Origin of the sequence: Faecalibacterium sp. Marseille-P9590 (genome assembly GCF_017377665.1) — a bacterium.
Taxonomy (GTDB): Bacteria; Bacillota; Clostridia; order Oscillospirales; family Ruminococcaceae; genus Faecalibacterium.
Genome location: NZ_JAFREF010000001.1, coordinates 502,673 through 520,297, shown reverse-complemented (window position 1 = coordinate 520,297; position 17,625 = coordinate 502,673). Strand labels below are relative to the sequence as shown.

Here is a 17,625-nt window from a genome sequence, read left to right as displayed (position 1 = left end):
ATGGGAGCCCCCGGCAGTGCCGGAGGCTCCCATTTTGTCTGTAGAGTTATCAGTCAATGGTCGTCTTCGTCCGTCCAACACCCAGCACGGCGGTGGAGATCTTCTTCCAGCTGTTGCAGCCGCAGACGCCGTCGGCGCGCAGACTGGTGCGCCGCTGGTAGCCCTTGAGGGCTTCTTCCGTCCGGCTGCCGAAGATGCCGTCGATGCGGTTCCCGGTCTGGTAGCCCAGCGTCGAGAGGGCGTCTTGGAGGATCATGACGTAGCAGCCCCGGCTGCCCCGGCGGAGGGTGGGGTAGCCTGCCGTGGTGCTTCTGCAGGCAGGCGTGCCGTAGCGCCGGTCGAAGTGGACCCATGTGGGGGTCTGGCTCAGCGGCTCGACATAGCCCCACGCCCCGGTGGAGCGGGCGGCGTTGTAGATGGCGGTGCGCTGGGTCTGGCTGAGACTCTGCCCCACATCGAAGGCCACGCCGGCATAGTGCTGGCTGCGGGTGCCGTGGCCTCCCTCCCAGATGCGGCGGAAGGCGTATCCCACCGGGATGCCCCTGCCGTATTTGCGGCGGGTGAGGTTCCACGCTTCCATTGCCGCGATGGTCGTCCAGAGCACCGGGCTGTTCGATTTGCCCCGGAACTCCCGCACGGTCAGAGTCCTGCCGGTGCTGTAGGGCATGGGGTCGTTCTCGCGCAGGCTCGAATAAGTGTAGACTTTGTTCTCGTAGGCGTCATAGACCAGTAAGCGTGCCATCTCTCATCCCTCCTCGGTGCAGCTGTCGCAGGCAGTATGGCTCTGGGCGCGGAGTGCGGCCCAGGTGGGCCGGTCCACGACGCCGTTTGGCTCAAGGCTGGCCCGGCGCTGCGTGTCTTTTACAGCGGCGGTGTCCTCCGGGCCGAAGACAGCGTTGTCGGCGACGTAGTCCTCCTCGCAGTAGAGCTGGGAGCGGTCATTGAGCCAGCCCTCGATGAGGCTGACGTCAGGCCCTGCGCTGCCCTCCTTCATGGCCCGGTCCGGGTAGTCCGACCCCTGCTCGGGATGCCGGTCGGGGTTGGGGGTGAAGGCCGCCAGCTGTAAGCTCAGGGCTTCCACTGATGTCCACGTTTCGGCGTCTGCCACGCCGGTGGCGGGCAGGCCCAGAAGCTCCTGCGCGCTGGCGGTGGCGTCCGCGGTCTCCTGTGTGTACTGGCTGGAAAGCGCGGGGGACGCTACACTGTCGTAGTAGTAGGCGATGCGCTGCAAAAGCAGGGTGTAGTAGAGCACGGCGCTGCTGTCGGTGCCGACGGTGAGCGGCGTGCCGGGGTAGGGGAGACGCTTGAGGGTGACCACCGGCCCGGACGAGCGGAGGGCCGACGCTTTGCCGTAGAGCGAATCCCATGTCTTCCGGCCTACGATGCCGTCCACCGTCAGCCCGGCGAACCGCTGATAGGCCCGCACGGCGGCCTCGGTGGCCGCGCCGAAACGGCCATCGATGGAGACAGAGGGGATGCTGCTCTGGTAGGCGCTCATGAGGTAGAGGTAGAATTGCAGCTCTCGGACGGCGGTGCCGGTGGAGCCGTTGCGCAGCACGCCCGGGTACTCGCCGGGCCGCAGGCTGGGCGAAAGCAGGCGGTTGGCGATGTCGTTGTAGACTTCGTAGAGCTTGTTCCATGTCGTCCGGCCCACGACGCCGTCGCTGGTGAGGCCGAAGTAGGTCTGGAACCGCCGCACGGCCGCTGCGGTAGACGAGCCGAAGATGCCGTCCACTGTGACATTGTTGAGACTGGAATAGACCGTCCGCGCGATCTTCAGCCAGAACTGCACCAGCCGGACGTTCTGGCCGCTGCTGCCCTGGCGCAGGGCGGTGCCGGGGTAGGCGTTGGGGGTGCCGTTGTCGGACTGGATGCTGCGGAACTGGTCGTACAGCTCGGTCCATGTGGTGTGGCCTACGATGCCGTCCACCGTCAGGCCGTAGAGCCGCTGGAACGCCCGGACAGCTGCCGCTGTGCCGCTGCCGTAGACGCCGTCCACCGTGACAGAGGGGATGCTGCTCTCATACTGAGCCAGCGTACTCAGCCAGAACTGCACCTGCTCTACCTCGCTGCCGGTGGAGCCCTGTTTGAGGACGCTGCTGCCGAAGTTCCATGAGCCGTCCGGGAGGGTGCCGCTGAATGTCTCGCCTTCACTGGTCAGCTCGGCGAGGTCCTTCACCGAGACATAGATATAGCTGATCTTATACCAGGTGCTGCGGCCCACCACGCCGTCGGCGGTGAGGTTGAACTGCTTCTGGAACTTTTTGACCGTCTCGGTCATCTTGCGGCCGAAGATGCCGTCCACCGTCAGCAGGCCGAGGAAGGGATAGTCCTTGGTGATGCGGTTGAGCTGCCGCTGCAGGGTGAACACCGCCGCTCCGGTGCTGCCCTGCCGCAGAGGGCTTCCGGGGTAGCTCTGGGGGATGGACTGGATGTTGTTGGTGCGGATGATCTCGATGTTGCTGCCGTAGTAGTATTTGAGGATGCTCAGTGCGCTGCGGCCCTGATTGGCCAGCGTGACGGTCCCCCACTGCTTGAGGCCGGGGCAGGTGACGGACTTGCCGTCGCAGTACTCGGCGTAGTAGGGGTTCACGGTGCCGGTCTTGCGGATATAGGTGTTGAAGATGTCGTCCGTCAGCCGCACCATGACGTCGAACACCGTCCGGCCATGGACGTAGTATTGGTCGTAGCTGGTGGAGTTGGTGATGTTGAAACTGTAGCCCTTGCTGGGGTACCACTCGGTGTAGATGCGGTTGAGAGCCAGCGAGATCTGGCAGTGGATGTTGGCCCGCAGGGCCTGCTCGGGCCACGGGGAGCAAAATAACCCAACTGGCCAAAGCTGCCGCGGAAACCGCCCCTGCAAAGGTCGTCCGTGTCGGCTCGTTTGAGGATACCTTCAACTATGTCAACGAGAAGGGTGCAAGAAAGGGCTGCAGCACATAAGAACACTGGCAGACCACCTCACCCTGTGCGTTGAGACAAAAAGCTGCATCGACTGGCGCAAAGAAATCGGACGCGCTGCTTTTATGAATCAATATATGAAATTTTATTGAAAATCCATCATGGCGGTGGTAAAATAATCCTATAGTTCTGTCATGCTGTACCTATGCCCTTTTGTGGTATTCGGGAGTGCAGAACGGCAGCTGCCCAAGAGTTGTGAGGAGAACAATTTAATGAACAAAAGAACATTGCACCGCCTGTTTTCCGTGCTTATGGCACTGGTGATGGCGGTCTCCCTGCTGACCGGCTGCGGAACAAAAACCGCCGAAAATGTGGAAAAGCAGGAGGATGCCCAGACCATTCAGGTGTATCTGTGGAGTACCAGCCTGTACGAAACCTATGCGCCCTATATCCAGTCCCAGCTGCCGGATGTAAATATTGAATTCATCGTGGGTAACAACGATTTGGATTTTTACAAGTTTTTGCAGGAGAACGGCGGTCTGCCGGATATCATCACCAGCTGCCGCTTCTCGCTGCACGATGCGGCTCCCTTAAAGGACAGCCTGATGAACCTTGCCTTGACCAACGAGGCGGGCGCTGTGTACAACACCTACCTCAACAGCTTCAAAAACGAGGACGGCAGCGTGAACTGGCTGCCGGTCTGCGCCGATGCCCACGGCTTTGTGGTCAACCGCAGCCTTTTTGAGCAGTACGATATTCCTCTGCCCACCGATTACGAGAGCTTCGTTTCGGCCTGCCAGGCGTTTGAAAAAGTGGGCATCCGCGGCTTTACCGCCGATTATGCCTACGACTACACCTGCATGGAAACGCTGCAGGGGCTTTCCGCTGCCGAGCTTACCACGACTGATGGGCGCAAGTGGCGCACTGCTTACAGCGACCCTGCCAGCACCGCACGGGTGGGTCTGGACGACACCGTGTGGCCGGGGGCGTTTGAGCGGATGACGCAGTTCATTCAGGATACCCACCTCACGGCAGACGATCTTGCGTTGAATTACGACGATGTGACCGGGATGTTCCGGAACGGAGAAGTTGCCATGTACTTTGGCAGCTCTGCCGGTGTCAAGATGTTTCAGGATGAGGGCATCGATACGATCTTCCTGCCCTTCTTCAGCCAGAACGGAGAAAAGTGGATCATGACCACCCCGTATTTCCAGATCGCTCTGAACCGTGACCTCGAGCAGGACACCGCGCGCCGCGAAAAAGCCATGAAGGTGCTGAACGTCATGCTCTCCGAGGAGGCACAGATCCGCATCGTTGCCGACGGGCAGGATGTGCTGAGCTACAGCCAGAATGTCCCTCTGCGCCTGACCGAGTACATGAAGGACGTGCGCGATGTGGTGGAAGAAAACCACATGTATATCCGCATCGCCTCCAACGATTTCTTTGCCGTCTCCAAGGACGTTGTCTCCAAAATGATCGCGGGCGAGTACACGGCACGGCAGGCTTATCGTGCGTTCAATGCCAGGCTTCTTGCCGAAGAAACGCCTGACGATGACGAGATCGTGCTGACCTCCGGGAAGAGCTATTCCAATGTCTTCCACGCAAACGGCGGCAGCGCCTCCTTCTCCGTTATGGCGAACACGCTGCGGGGCGTTTATGGCACCGATGTGCTGCTTGCCACCGCAAACAGCTTTACCGGCAGTGTGCTGCAGGCAGATTATAACAAGAAAATGGCCGCTTCCATGATCATGCCCAACGGTCTGATGTCCCGCCAGCGCACCATGACCGGCGCAGAGCTGAAGGAGACCGTCCGCGCCTTTGTGGAGGGCTGCGAGGGAGGGTTTGTACCCTTCAACCGCGGCTCTCTGCCGGTGGTCAGCGGCATTGCCGTGGAGGTCAAAGAGGCAAGCGGCAGCTATACCCTGACCGGCATCACCCGGAACGGACAGCCGCTCCGGGACGACGACACCGTTACCGTGACCTGTCTGGCAGCGGAAAAACAGATGGAAGCGCTGCTTGCGAGCGAGAGCGGCACGTCTTTGGACGGAGATACATGGGTAAAAAACAGATGGCGCGATTATGTCTCCGGCGGCGGCGCAGCGCTTGCAGAGCCTGAAAACTACATTACGTTGAGGTGAGCGGGATGGTAGACGAAAAGCACGAATCCAAACGAAACTGCCATCCCCGGCAAAAATGGCTCCCTGTTGCTGCCATCCTTCTTCTGGTCTTTCTGGCAGTCGGTTTCAGCGTCCAGTACATCTCGTTTGTGTCCCAGACCATCTATCAGGAAAGCACCTCGCATCTGGAAGAGGTGCTGCATAAATCCAATAATATGCTGAAAGAGATGGTACGCAAGAACCTGACCTATCTGCATCTGTACAACGGCTTTCTGGAAAGTACCTCGGATGAGGCCGAAATACAGGCGTATATCAGGGCGGCACAGCAGGAGGCTGGATTTGCCGAATTCTACTTTCTCACCTATGACGGCAACTACATGACCGTGACCGGGAAAACGGGCTACCTTGGCCTGCAGACAAATCTGGACGAAAAGCTCGCTCACGATGAGGATATCGTCGTGAACACGGCGCTGCCCGGCAAGCCCCAGATGCTGGCGTTCATCTGTCCCGAAACGCAGGGCAGCTACCGGGGCTTTGCCTACGATGCCGTTGCCATCTCTTATTACAATGATGAGGTGCTGAGATTACTGGACAACTCTGCCTTTCAGGGCAATGCCAGCAACTATGTCATCTACCCGGATGGGCGGGTGGTCATCGACAATTCTGTAAACCGCAAGGAAACGATCTACAACTTCATTGCGATGCTGCGCGACCATTCCGACCTTTCCGAGGCGCAGATCCTGGATCTGTCCAATGCCTTTGCACAGGGCGGCAGCGGAAACATGAAGGTAAAGCTGGGCGATACCAGTTATTATCTGGTCTATGAGGACACGGCGGTCCAGAGCTGGACGATGGTGGGGCTTGTCCCGGTCAGCATCGTCAATGCCAATCTGGATAAGCTGTGGTTCCATACGGTGCAGATCGTGGCGGGCATTGTCCTTGGCTTTGCCGCGCTGGCCATTCTGTTCGTTGTGCGCAGAGGCCATACTGCACTGCGCCAGAAGAACACCAAGCTCCTGTACCGGGATGAATTGTTCCAGAAGCTCTCGCTGAACGTGGACGACGTTTTCCTGATGTTGGACGCAGAGACCTCCAAGGTGGATTATGTCAGCCCGAACATTGAGCGTCTGCTGGGCATCCCGTGGAAAGAAGTCCGGCAAAATGCCTTTGCTCTGGACAAGCTGGGCGCCCCGGAGCAGGGCAAAAACTTTCTGGATGGGCTTCTCAGCGGACAGCAGCGGGAATGGGATTTCGAGTTTGAGCATCTGGAAACCAAAGAGCGCCGCTGGTTCCATAACATCGCCATAGGCAGCGAGGTGGAGGGCAGGACCAAATACATCCTTGTCATGTCCGACCGCACCGCCGACAAACAGGTGAATCAGGCGCTTTCGGATGCCGTTGCCGCCGCCGAGACTGCCAACCGCGCCAAGAGCACCTTCCTTTCCAATATGTCCCACGACATCCGCACCCCCATGAACGCCATCATCGGCTTTACCACACTGGCGATCAGCAATATTGACGACAAGGAGCGGGTGAAGGATTATCTGGCCAAGACCCTTGCTTCCAGCAACCATCTGCTCTCGCTCATCAACGATGTGCTGGATATGAGCCGCATCGAAAGCGGAAAGCTCCATCTGGAAGAGGTGGAAGTCAACCTTTCGGATGTGCTGCACGATTTGAAAACCATTGTCAGTGGGCAGATCTACGCAAAACAGCTGGAACTTTATATGGACGCGATGGATGTGACCGACGAGGATGTCTACTGCGATAAGACCCGGCTGAACCAGATCCTGCTGAACCTGCTGTCCAACGCCATCAAGTTCACCCCGGCGGGCGGCACGGTCTCGGTGCGGGTGCGCCAGCTTGCCGGGCAGGTGTGCGGCTGCGGGCAGTACGAGTTCCGCATCAAGGACAACGGCATCGGCATGAGCCCGGAATTTGCCAAAAAAATCTTTGAGCCGTTTGAGCGGGAGCGCACCTCCACGGTCAGCCGTATCCAAGGCACCGGCCTTGGCATGGCTATTACCAAAAACATCGTGGATATGATGGGCGGCACCATCGAGGTGCAGACAGCGCAGGGCAAGGGCAGCGAGTTTATCATTCGTGTGCCGCTGCGGGTGCAGGCAGAGCACCGCCCGGTGGAAAAGATCACCGAGCTGGAAGGCCTGAAGGCTCTGGTGGTGGACGACGATTTCAACACCTGCGACAGCGTGACAAAGATGCTGGTCAAGGTGGGAATGCGCGCGGAGTGGACCCTTTCCGGCAAGGAAGCGGTGCTGCGCGCGCGGCAGTCCATCGAGATGAGCGATGCCTACCACGCCTATATCATCGACTGGCGGCTGCCGGATATGAACGGCATCGAGGTCACCCGCCAGATCCGCAGCCTGAACGACGATACCCCCATCATCATCCTGACGGCCTATGACTGGTCTGACATTGAGGTAGAGGCAAAGGCCGCCGGTGTGACCGCCTTCTGCTCCAAGCCCATGTTCTTGTCTGACCTGCGCGAGACTCTGATGAGCGCCCTCGGCCAGAAACTGACAGATGCGTCGCAGGAGCTTTTGCCGGAAAAGAACGCCGACTTTAAGGACAGACACATCCTGCTGGTAGAGGACAACGAGCTGAACCGCGAGATCGCGCAGGAGATCCTGCGCGAGTACGGCTTCCAGGTCGATACGGCGGAAAACGGTGAAGTGGCGGTGGAAAAGGTGAGCACCGCAGCGCCGGGCAGCTATGATCTGGTGCTGATGGATGTGCAGATGCCGGTGATGGACGGTTACACCGCCACCCGGAAGATCCGCGCACTGGATGACCCTGCCCGGGCAAAGCTCCCAATCCTTGCCATGACCGCCAACGCCTTCGACGAGGATCGCCGCAACGCATTGGAAAGCGGCATGAACGGCTTTTTGTCCAAGCCCATCGTGATCGGCGACCTTGTGCAGGAGCTGCACAAGATCCTGTAAGCCAAACGCCTGTCAGACAAAAAACAAATAAAGCACCCGCAGCATTCGCTTCCAGAGGTCAAGAGCCTCTGCGAAGCCCGCTGCGGGTGCTTTTGCTTTTGTCGGCTGGCAGCCGTTATGATTTCAGTACATCTGCGAGGACCTGCAGCAGATGCGGAATATCCAGCGGCTTTGCAATGTGGCCGTCCATACCGGCCTTCAATGCATTCTGACGGTCTTCTTCAAAGGCATTTGCCGTCATTGCAAAGATGGGAATGTCTGCCTTTGCAGCATCCGGCAGGGCGCGGATCTGCCGCGTCGCCTCGTAACCGTCCATCTTGGGCATCTGGATGTCCATTAAGATCAAATCGTACTGCCCGGGGGCCGCCTGCTTCATCTTCTGGACAGCAATCTCGCCATCCTCAGCAGTGTCTACCGTAAAGCCCGCTTCCTTCAGGATCTCCAGTGCGAGCTCGCGGTTCAAGGCATTGTCCTCCACCAGCAAAAGTTTCTTTCCCCTGAGCTCGGCGGCAGCTGGCTGCGCTGGCTTACAGGCAGGCTCTGCACCGTACGGTTCTGCCAGCACTCTGCGCAGTTCGGAAAGGAACAGCGGCTTTTCGCAGAAGGCGGTCACTCCGGCAGCGCGGGCTTCCTCTTCAATATCCGTCCAATCGTAGGCCGTCAGAATGATGATAGGGCAGCTTTTCCCGATCACCTTGCGAATCTGCCGCACGACCTCGATGCCGTTCATATCGGGGATGAGCCAGTCGATGATGTAGACGCTGAATTCGTCGCCCTGCTCCATGGCGTATCGGGTGCGGATCACCGCTTCCCGGCCGGAGATCGTCCACTCCGGCCGCATCCCGATCTTGGACAGCATGGTGCTGACGCTCAGGCAGGTGTCGGTATCGTCGTCTGCTACCAATGCGCGCAGCCCTTCCAACTGCGGGAGCTGCTTGGGCTCCACCCTTTGTCCGCTGAGTGCGAAGCAGAGATCTACGATGAATTCGCTGCCTTTGCCCGGTTCACTTTCAATCGCAATGGTGCCGCCCATCATATCCACAATGTTCTTGGTGATGGACATGCCCAGGCCGGTACCCTGAATGCCGCTGACGGTGGAGCTTTCCTCCCGGCTGAACGCCTCAAAGATGTGCTTCTGGAACTCTTCGCTCATACCAATGCCATTGTCCTTGATGCGGAACTCATAGCAGCCACGGCCCTTGGGCGCACCGTTCTTCTGGGAAATGCGGATGCTGATCGTACCGCCTGTGGGAGTGAACTTGATGGCGTTGGACAAAATGTTCAGCAAGATCTGGTTCAGCCGCATCGGGTCGGTGATGATGTCCTCGTTCTCCACGTCCATGGTATCGATGAAAAGCGACAGCCGCTTTGCCGAAACATCGGGTTGGATGATGGAGCGCACATCGTGGACGAGGTCCGGCAGATGCACCGCTTTTTCTTCAATTTTTACTTTTCCGCTCTCGATGCGGCTCATATCCAGCACATCATTGATGAGGGAAAGCAGATGCTGGCTGGAGGTAGAGATCTTTTTCAGGTAGTCCAGCACCTGTTCCTTATTATCAATATGGGTCGCAGCCAGCGAGGTGAAGCCGATGATGGCGTTCATGGGGGTGCGAATATCGTGGCTCATATTGAACAGGAACTCCCGCTTGGCACGGTTTGCCGCACCCTCGTGCTGGAGTGCGATCTCCAGTTTGCGGTTCTGTTCCTCCAGCTGAGCCTGATACTTCTTCTCCTGCTCTTTCTTCTGCTGCTCCATCTCCTGCACGGAGCGTCTGCGCAGCACCCAAAGGACCATTACAAGCAGGATGTAACCGGCCAGCGCCATCAAAATCAGCGGAAACGATTCACGGAAGACGGATTTTTCATCCGTATACGCGTAGAGATCGAAAGACCTTCCGTGGCAGTACATTCCAAAATAGCAGCCGGAGCCGTTCCAATCGTGGGTATGGGTCAGCGTTTTGGCAGCCCCGGCTTTGCGGATCTCCCGCACCAGCGGACTGTCCGCAGCATCCTGCCCGATCAGCTCCGGGCGGTTAGAGGCAATGACCTGATTGTTCTGCACGATGAACAATGTGCCGCTGGTCTCAACCGAGTAGCCGTCCAGTACGCTCTGGATGGACAAGGCCGTTCCTTCTACAAATTCTGCCGGGGTATAGCGGTAGGCAAGCAGGATGACCTCTTTGCTTTCTGCCCGGTGTGCCGCAACATCCACGGCAGACCCATCCTCCAGCAGGACACGCTTCAGGTAGGTCTTTTGCGGGTAAGAGAAAACGTCCAGAACCGTATCATTCTTGATCTGCTCTCCAAACCGGACATAGCCGATGCCGTTCGTTGTGGATTCGCACAGGAGCGTACCGTCCGGAGACAGAACGGAAATACCTGTGAGCCAGAGCAGCTCTGCCTGCCTGTTCAGGCACTGCGGGTCGGAAAGGTCGAGCGCAGGGTCCTGTGCCAGCTGATGCACCGATACCGCCGTGCGGCGGAGCGTTTTGGCCACAACCGTATCGTTGTACTTTTCAAAGCTGGTGGATTGGGATTTGACAAAATCAAGAATCTGACAGAAACGAGCCTCCGTTGTGCGCAGCGCCCGCCAACCTGAGAAAAAAACGACGACGGCCATAAAAAGCACGCCGATGACCAGATAGATCCCCCATCTCCATGTATCCGGGGTGGTTCTGTTTTTACGTGCCAATGGTGTCCACCTCCAGATACTGCGAAGCATGTTCAAGATACTTGCCAACGATCTGCTCCAGCGTGCCGTCCGCGCGCATCTGCGCAAGGGTGTCGGTCAACTGGCTGTCCAGACCGCGGGTGTCGTTCTTGGCAAAGGCGGCGCCCAGCCCGGTGACCAGCAGCGGTTCCTCCAAAATGCGGAACTCCACGGAATTGTCCTTCATGTATTGCAGAATGCCTGTCTCGTGGGCGGCGATGGCATCCACATAGCCGCAGGACAGCAGCGCGTACTGCACGCTGCGGTTTTCGATGCTGAGCACCTCCACCGTCTGCGGGATGCGCGGGTCGGAGCCGCTGAGAAAGATCTCCTCCGGCTTGCCGGTGCTCTGCACGGCGACGGTCTTTCCGGCAAGGTCGCCGAGTGTCCGGATGCTGCTGTCGGCATCCACCGCAGCCACCTGACGGCTCACCATGTAAGGCCCCGCCCAGCGGTACATTTCTTCGCGTCCATCCATGGAAAAGCAGCCCCAGATGCAGTCGATGGTACCGCTTTCCACCAGATCTGTTTTCTGCTCCCAGTCGATCGTTTCAAACCGGGCAGCATACCCCATGCGGCGGAACGCTTCGGTGGCGATCTCCACGTCGATCCCGGCGGGAATGCCGTCATTGTTCAGATAAATATAGGGTGGATAGGTATCGCTTCCCACAATGATCTGCGGAAGACCGCTGTCCTTCGCGTTCGTTCCGCCGCAGGAAGTCAGACTGCCGACGGCAGCAGATGCCGCCAGCAGCGTGCAGCCGCGCAGAAATGCACGGCGTGAGATTCTGTGTTTCATTTGGGCTTTTTGTTCTCCTGTTTTATTGCATCCATTGCTCAGTTGTGCTGCTGTAATTCTTCTTTCAGGTCAGCCTGAATATCCGTCAGGCACTGCAGCAGCAGCGGGTTGAACGCTCCGCACTCGCTGTTCAGGATCATCTGCACGGCTTTTTCGTGGGAGAAGGCTTTTTTGTAGCAGCGTTCGCTGGTCAGTGCATCGTACACATCAGCCAGCGAGACCAGTTGTGCGCTGATGGGGATCTCATCGCCCTTCAGCCCATCCGGGTAGCCGCGCCCATCCCAGCGTTCGTGGTGCCAGCGGGCGATCTCGTAGGCCGTTTGCAGCAGCGGCTGCTCTGCAAAATTATCCAGATCATGCAGCATCTTGGCTCCCAGCATACTGTGGGTCTTCATGACCTCGAATTCCTCCGGGGTCAGCCTGCCGGGCTTATTAAGGATCTTTTCGTCAATGCCGATTTTTCCGATGTCGTGCAGGGCAGAAGCCAGCGGGATCATATCCTGCTGTTCCGCAGTGATAGAGTATTTGCTGCTGATCTCCAACAGACGGCGGAGCAGCAGCTCGGTGATGATACGGATGTGCCGCACATGGGCGCCGCTTTCGCCGTTGCGGAATTCTACGATATGACTCAGTACACCCACCAGCATATCCGTATTATTTTCACGGGCGCGGATCTGCTCAGAGACCATCTGCACCAGCCGCCGCTGCTTGGCGTACAGCTTGATGGTGTTGGTCACACGGCGGTACACGATACGAGCATCGAAGGGGCGATTGACATAATCACTTGCGCCCAGCTCATAGGAACGCCGGATCGTCGCATCGGAGTCCTCGCTGGAGATCATAATGACCGGGATATCCTCGATGGTGTGGTTGGCATTCATGGCTTTCAGCACTTCAAAGCCGTCCATAACGGGCATATTGATGTCCAGCAGCACCAGTGCAATGTTTCCGGCTTCTGCCTGCAATTTTTCCATGCATTCCCGTCCGTTTTCTGCTTCCAGAATGTGGTAACTATCTCCCAGGATCTCTGTCAGCATCATGCGGTTCATTGCGGAGTCATCCACAAGTAAGATCTGTGACTTGTTCTGCAAAAGTTTTTCCAAAGCCGCCAGGTTATGCCCAGGAACCTCCACCATGACGGCATTCTTGCGGCACTTTGCCTGATACATCAGCCAATCCGCCCGGCGAACGATGTTTTCCATAGGGTCGGCGAGGGACTGTATCGTTCCGCCAATGCTCAGCGAGATACGGAAATGCGAATAGCCGGGTACAGATGCCATCTGCGCGGCGGTGCGGATCTGTTCCAGTTTGGTCTGCAAAAAGTCTCCCGGAATGCCGGATAACACCAGCAGAAATTCGTCTCCGCCATAGCGGATGAGCAGGTCCGACGCCCGGATGCAGGACTGGATGGTGTTTGCCACCGTTTTCAGTGCCATATCTCCGGCGTAATGCCCATAGGTATCGTTGCAGATCTTGAAATCGTCCACATCCATCAGCGCGATCCCTGCCGGGCCGATGGATTTACGGACAACTTCTTCGTAATAGCGGCGGTTGTAAATTCCTGTCAGCGGATCCCGATAGAGTTTTTCTTTGAATGCCTGCTCCTGTGCAGTACGCTGCTCGGTGGTTTCGTCCATCGGTGCTTTCTGATTTTCGGTCAATCGCTTCAGCGTTTGCTCCGCTGCGGCAAGAGCAGCTTCCTGTCGATGAAGTTTTTTCAACAGCTGCTGCTCACGCGCTTTGTAATATTCCTCAATCTCGGAAAGTGTATTCACGTTCTGACCTTCTTCTATATTATTTACATCATTTGTGTGTTTCATCTGCGGAAACGCGCTTTTCCGCTATTTTTTAATGGGGGGGGGTAACGCGGAAGCGTTTTACGGTCTGTTCCAGCGCTGCAATGTCCACGGGTTTGGAGAGATGTACATCCATCCCGGCTTCCTTGCTCTTTTGCATATCCTCAAGGAAGGCGTTGGCGGTCATGGCAAGGATGGGGATGATCCTGCCCAGTGGATTTTCGCCATTGCGAATGCGGCGGGTGGCCTCCAGGCCGTCCATCACCGGCATCTGCACGTCCATCAAAATCATGTCGTACTCGCCGGGCTTGACGCTGGCAAAGGCATCCACGATTTCCTGACCGTTGGAGCAGATGGTGCAGCTTGCGCCCTTGGATTCCAGCAGCAGCTCCAGGATCTCGGCGTTGATGGCGTTGTCCTCGGCGCAGAGGAACTTCATGCCGGACAGAGGAGAAGCGGTCTCTTCTTCCTCCGGGAGCACCTGTGCCTCTTGCACCGTATCGGCTTCGGCATCAATGGGAAATTCCAGTACGACCTCAAAGCGGGTGCCCTTGCCGGTGGTGCTCTCCACGTGGATGGTGCCGCCCATCAGGTCTACGATGCTCTTGGTGATGGCCATGCCAAGGCCGGTGCCCTGCACCTTATTGGTGCCGGATTTTTCTTCGCGGGTAAAGGGGTCAAAAAGGGTCTTTTGGAACTCCTCGCTCATGCCGATGCCGTCATCCTGCACCACAAAGCGGTACCGGGCGAAGTGCTCGTTCCGGGGCAGCTCTTCCACCTCCAACCGGATATGCCCGCCCTTGGGCGTATATTTGACCGCGTTGGAGAGGATGTTCATCAGCACCTGATTCAGGCGGTTGGGGTCTGCCAGTACGTTTTCGTGCTGCAGATGGGTGTTTACCGTAAAGGTCTGGCGGCGCTGGCCTGCCTGCTGACGGATGATGCTGTCCAGCTGGCTGACCTGCTGGGGCAGGTTCATTTTTTCCACATTCAGGGTGGTCTTGCCGCTCTCGATGCGGCTCATATCCAGAATATTGTTGATGATGCCCAGCAGCAGCTGACCGGAAGTTTCCAGCTTGCCCAGATGTTCGGCCAGCTTTTCCGGCTGGTGCAGCTCGTTTTTCATCAGGGTGGTAATGCCGATGATGGCGTTCATGGGGGTACGGATGTCGTGGCTCATGTTGGAGAGGAAGTCCGTCTTGGCCTTGCTGGCGCGCTCTGCGGATTGCAAAGCCTCTGCTGCAACGACCTGCGCCTGCCGCAGCTCATCATTTACCTGCGTCAGATGGATGTTGTATTGTTCCAGACGGAGGTTCGCTTCTTTTTCAGTCCGCAGCTCCTGCTGCTGCTTTTGCCGCAGGAGAAACCAGCCGACAAAAACTGTTATGACCGAGAACATCATCGCAATGACGATGATGATGACCATGACGATGTTGACCAGCTTCTGCGTATTCACGGCCACATATTCTGCCGGAACAAGGAACGCCAGTGTCCACTGGGCGTTTTCCATCTGCTTCAGGGCGTAGAAATACTCAGTCCCATCCAGCACGGCGTTGGAATAGCAGGAGCCTGTGCGGGTAAGCCGCTCCTTTGCCTCCGCAAAGGAAGAGCCGTGCAGATAGGACATCCGGGAGAGGACGGTGTATACGTTGTGTCCCTTCAGCAGCTCGGTGTCATTGGCGTTGAACAGCTTAAAGCCGTTGTTGTCCAGCACATAGACACTGTTGCTGTTTTCGTAGGCGTCACAGCGGAAATAATCGTTCAGCTGGGTCATGCTCTGGGAGATGCCAAAGTAGCGCAGGGTGATCTCTTTTTCTCCGCTTTGCAGTGTGATGGGGGTGGAGAGCTGTTCCAGAAACACCATCCAGGAGTCGTCCTTGGTCAGCGAGTTGGAAATATAGCTGACCCGCTCCGGTGCGCTTTCCAGATAGTTCATTCCCCGCAGCAGCCCCATGCGGCCATACTCGGTATAATAATATCCGGCAGTATCCACGGCAATCAATTCGACCTGTTTTTCATGGTAATTGGAAAGCTCGGGCAGCTTTTTCAGATAGCGGTAGAGATCGGTATCGGTCTTTAGAGGGGTGTAGTACAAATAATTGCACTGCACATCCACCTCGTCCCAGTGGGTGTCGATGACATCCTCCAGATTGCGGAACATCTGGTGGGTGACCTCTTCCATCTGGCTCAGCCGCTCATGGTAGACAAGGTTCTGGATGTAGGTCTGGCTCATGACAAAAAGGGTCAGGAGCGACACGATGATGACAAAGCCGAAGCCACCAAACAGCTTTTTATAGATTTTGTTGTTCACATCCAGTATCTCCTGTCCGTTTTGTTTCAGGTGTACCCTAGCTCCATGCGGTATCTGCCCGGCTGATGGTGGTGTATGCGCCAAAGAAGGCTTTTGCGGCATCCATGCCCACCACACCGCTGTCTGTGACCGTGGTCTCCGCAGCCAACTGGTCGCTCACACCGCAGATTGCAACCTGATAGGTCTTGCCCGCCTCCGGCTGCACCGGGCTTACCAGCACATAGGGGTAGCCCTTGCCGTTGCCGTAGGCATCGTAACCCGTGGCCAGCAGGTCGCTGATCTGCTGCCCGGTCAGGGAAACGGTCTGGATGGTGCGGTTCCAGCCGGTGGGCAGAATGACCGAAAGGTCGTAATCCGTAATATCCTTGGCGTACAGTTTGGCCGCTACGCCGTGATGGTTCTGATCGGTGGGGTTGCCGGGGATCCATGTGCTCAGCGAGACCAGCGCAAGGTCGCTGCCGGTAGCCTGTGCAAAGCAGCGACCCACCAGCATGGCGCAATCCTCCTGCGAAAGTTCTTCGGTGACGGTGGTGATGGTATCCGGGGTGTTGTTCACCACGCTATCCTGATCCTCGTCCATCTGACGGATCACATCCTCCATGGTAGCATCGCCCTTGATAAAGTCCAGCATTTTAAGGCCGGTGGTCACGATGGTGTTTTCCCAGCCGGAATAGATAAAGGGCGCGGTGTTGCCTGCGTTCAGGGCATCGGCGATGTCGGCATAGTAGGTGCCGTCCGCTTTTGCGTCCTTGAAGGGCAGCAGGCTGCTTTTCAGCGCCGTTGCGGGCTGCAGAGCGCTGGTGCCTGCAACGGTGGAAAGCACACGCATCACCTTGAGCGCATCTTCCAGCTTCTGGGGATCCTGCTCCAGCTTTTTATTCAGACCGTAGAAGCGGTTCACATTCAGCACAAAGACGTTCTGGGTGCCGTCCTCGGAAAGATACGGCATCAGGCCGAATTTATCGGCGTTGCCGTCTGCCTCCACAATGCCGTTGGTGTTTCCAATCAAAAACAGGGTGTTCCCCTCGGCCATCCTCTGCCGGGTCACATTGTCGTCAAGAGCATCGCCGGAGTCGTTCAGCATCCCGATGTCCTTCCACTTCTGGACATAGGCCATGGCCTGCATCATGCCGGGGGTATTGCTGACGTTCGCCTTACCGGACAGATAATCCCGCTGCCACAGCCTGCCGTCCAGTGTGCCGAGGAAATCGGCGTCTGCAATGTTGCACAGGTATTGGAAACCGTAGCCCGGATACTGGATCTGCGTCAGACAGAGATCGACCCCGGCTTCCTTTGCCTTTGCAGCCAGTTCTTCCAGCTCAGCGAAAGAATTGGGCAGCTCCCAGCCGTATTTCTTCAGCAGGGTCTTGTTGTAGGTGATGCCGTAGCAGTTGTAGGTCGAGGGCAGCAGGTAGATGGCACCGTTGTCGAACACGTCCTGCAGACGGGACTCCACATAGTTATCCGTAAAATCGTAGCCGGAAAGGTCCAGCAGTTTGTTGGAGACCAGATCGATCCGGGGGTCGTAGTAGGTCAAGGTGCAGACGTCCGGCAGGTCGCCCGCCGCAAACATATTCTGCAAACAGGTGGTGGTGTTATCGCCGCTGTAGGGCACGACCTCGATGTTCACTTCCGGGTAAACGCTGTGTACCTGCTCAATAAAGGCTTCTATCTCCTTATAAGGTGCCATAAAGGTGATGGCTTCGTGAGCAGCGTCTTTTTTAGCTGTTTCGGTCTTACCGCCGCAGGCGGTCAGTGCTGCCGTTGCCGCAGTAATGCCGCAGACCTGTAAAAACGAGCGGCGGGAGATCTTTTTCATCATATAAATATACTTTCTCACATTTTCGGAAAGCAATACTACGCAGGTGCAGTAGCGCAGTGCTGCTTTAGCTATTCTTACACATCCCACAGGAACTCCGACGCTTGCGGCCTGTCCGCACGGGGCTTTGCGCCGAGTTCCCATAAAATAACAGTGTAATTGTACCATTGCGGCAAAAGCGTTTCAAGCTGATTTTGAACGTCTTG

Annotated in this window: 9 protein-coding genes; 2 read left to right on the top strand and 7 right to left on the bottom strand. The window is 57.2% G+C overall.

Going from position 1 to position 17,625, the window contains the following annotated elements; all coding sequences use genetic code 11:
• Positions 1-49: 49 nt before the first annotated feature.
• Together J3349_RS02525 and J3349_RS02520 are read right to left on the bottom strand one after the other, a co-directional pair.
• Positions 50-742, bottom strand: a complete 693-nt coding sequence (locus tag J3349_RS02525) for a peptidoglycan-binding protein (protein WP_207676342.1) — start codon at positions 740-742, stop codon at positions 50-52.
• Between the two features lie 3 nt (positions 743-745).
• Positions 746-2,863 carry a peptidoglycan-binding protein gene (locus J3349_RS02520; RefSeq protein ID WP_207676341.1) on the bottom strand — a complete coding sequence of 706 codons (2,118 nt, stop codon included), beginning with the start codon at positions 2,861-2,863 and terminating at the stop codon, positions 746-748.
• A gap of 310 nt (positions 2,864-3,173) precedes the next feature.
• Between J3349_RS02520 and J3349_RS02515 the strand changes: the two genes are divergently transcribed.
• Together J3349_RS02515 and J3349_RS02510 are read left to right on the top strand one after the other, a co-directional pair.
• Positions 3,174-5,039: an ABC transporter substrate-binding protein gene (locus J3349_RS02515; protein WP_207676340.1), complete on the top strand. Its 1,866-nt coding sequence runs from the start codon at positions 3,174-3,176 to the stop codon at positions 5,037-5,039.
• A 5-nt stretch (positions 5,040-5,044) separates the two neighbouring features.
• A complete protein-coding gene (locus J3349_RS02510) occupies positions 5,045-7,981 on the top strand; it encodes a PAS domain-containing hybrid sensor histidine kinase/response regulator (protein WP_207676339.1) in 2,937 nt (978 codons plus the stop codon).
• Positions 7,982-8,096: 115 nt separating this feature from the next.
• Here J3349_RS02510 and J3349_RS02505 read toward each other — a convergent pair whose 3' ends face one another.
• The 5 genes from J3349_RS02505 to J3349_RS02485 form a co-directional block, all read right to left on the bottom strand.
• Positions 8,097-10,676 carry a response regulator gene (locus tag J3349_RS02505; RefSeq protein WP_207676338.1) on the bottom strand — a complete coding sequence of 860 codons (2,580 nt, stop codon included), beginning with the start codon at positions 10,674-10,676 and terminating at the stop codon, positions 8,097-8,099.
• Entirely contained in the window at positions 10,666-11,493 is an 828-nt protein-coding gene (locus J3349_RS02500) for a transporter substrate-binding domain-containing protein (protein ID WP_207676337.1), read from the bottom strand. Before J3349_RS02500 ends, J3349_RS02505 begins: the two co-directional genes overlap by 11 nt.
• 38 nt (positions 11,494-11,531) lie before the next feature.
• Complete coding sequence (locus tag J3349_RS02495) at positions 11,532-13,268, bottom strand: diguanylate cyclase (protein ID WP_347564965.1); 1,737 nt, start codon at positions 13,266-13,268, stop codon at positions 11,532-11,534.
• Positions 13,269-13,341: 73 nt separating this feature from the next.
• Positions 13,342-15,600 carry an ATP-binding protein gene (locus tag J3349_RS02490; RefSeq protein WP_207676335.1) on the bottom strand — a complete coding sequence of 753 codons (2,259 nt, stop codon included), beginning with the start codon at positions 15,598-15,600 and terminating at the stop codon, positions 13,342-13,344.
• A 37-nt stretch (positions 15,601-15,637) separates the two neighbouring features.
• Entirely contained in the window at positions 15,638-17,422 is a 1,785-nt protein-coding gene (locus J3349_RS02485; RefSeq protein ID WP_207676334.1) for an extracellular solute-binding protein, read from the bottom strand.
• Between the last annotated feature and the right edge of the window lie 203 nt (positions 17,423-17,625).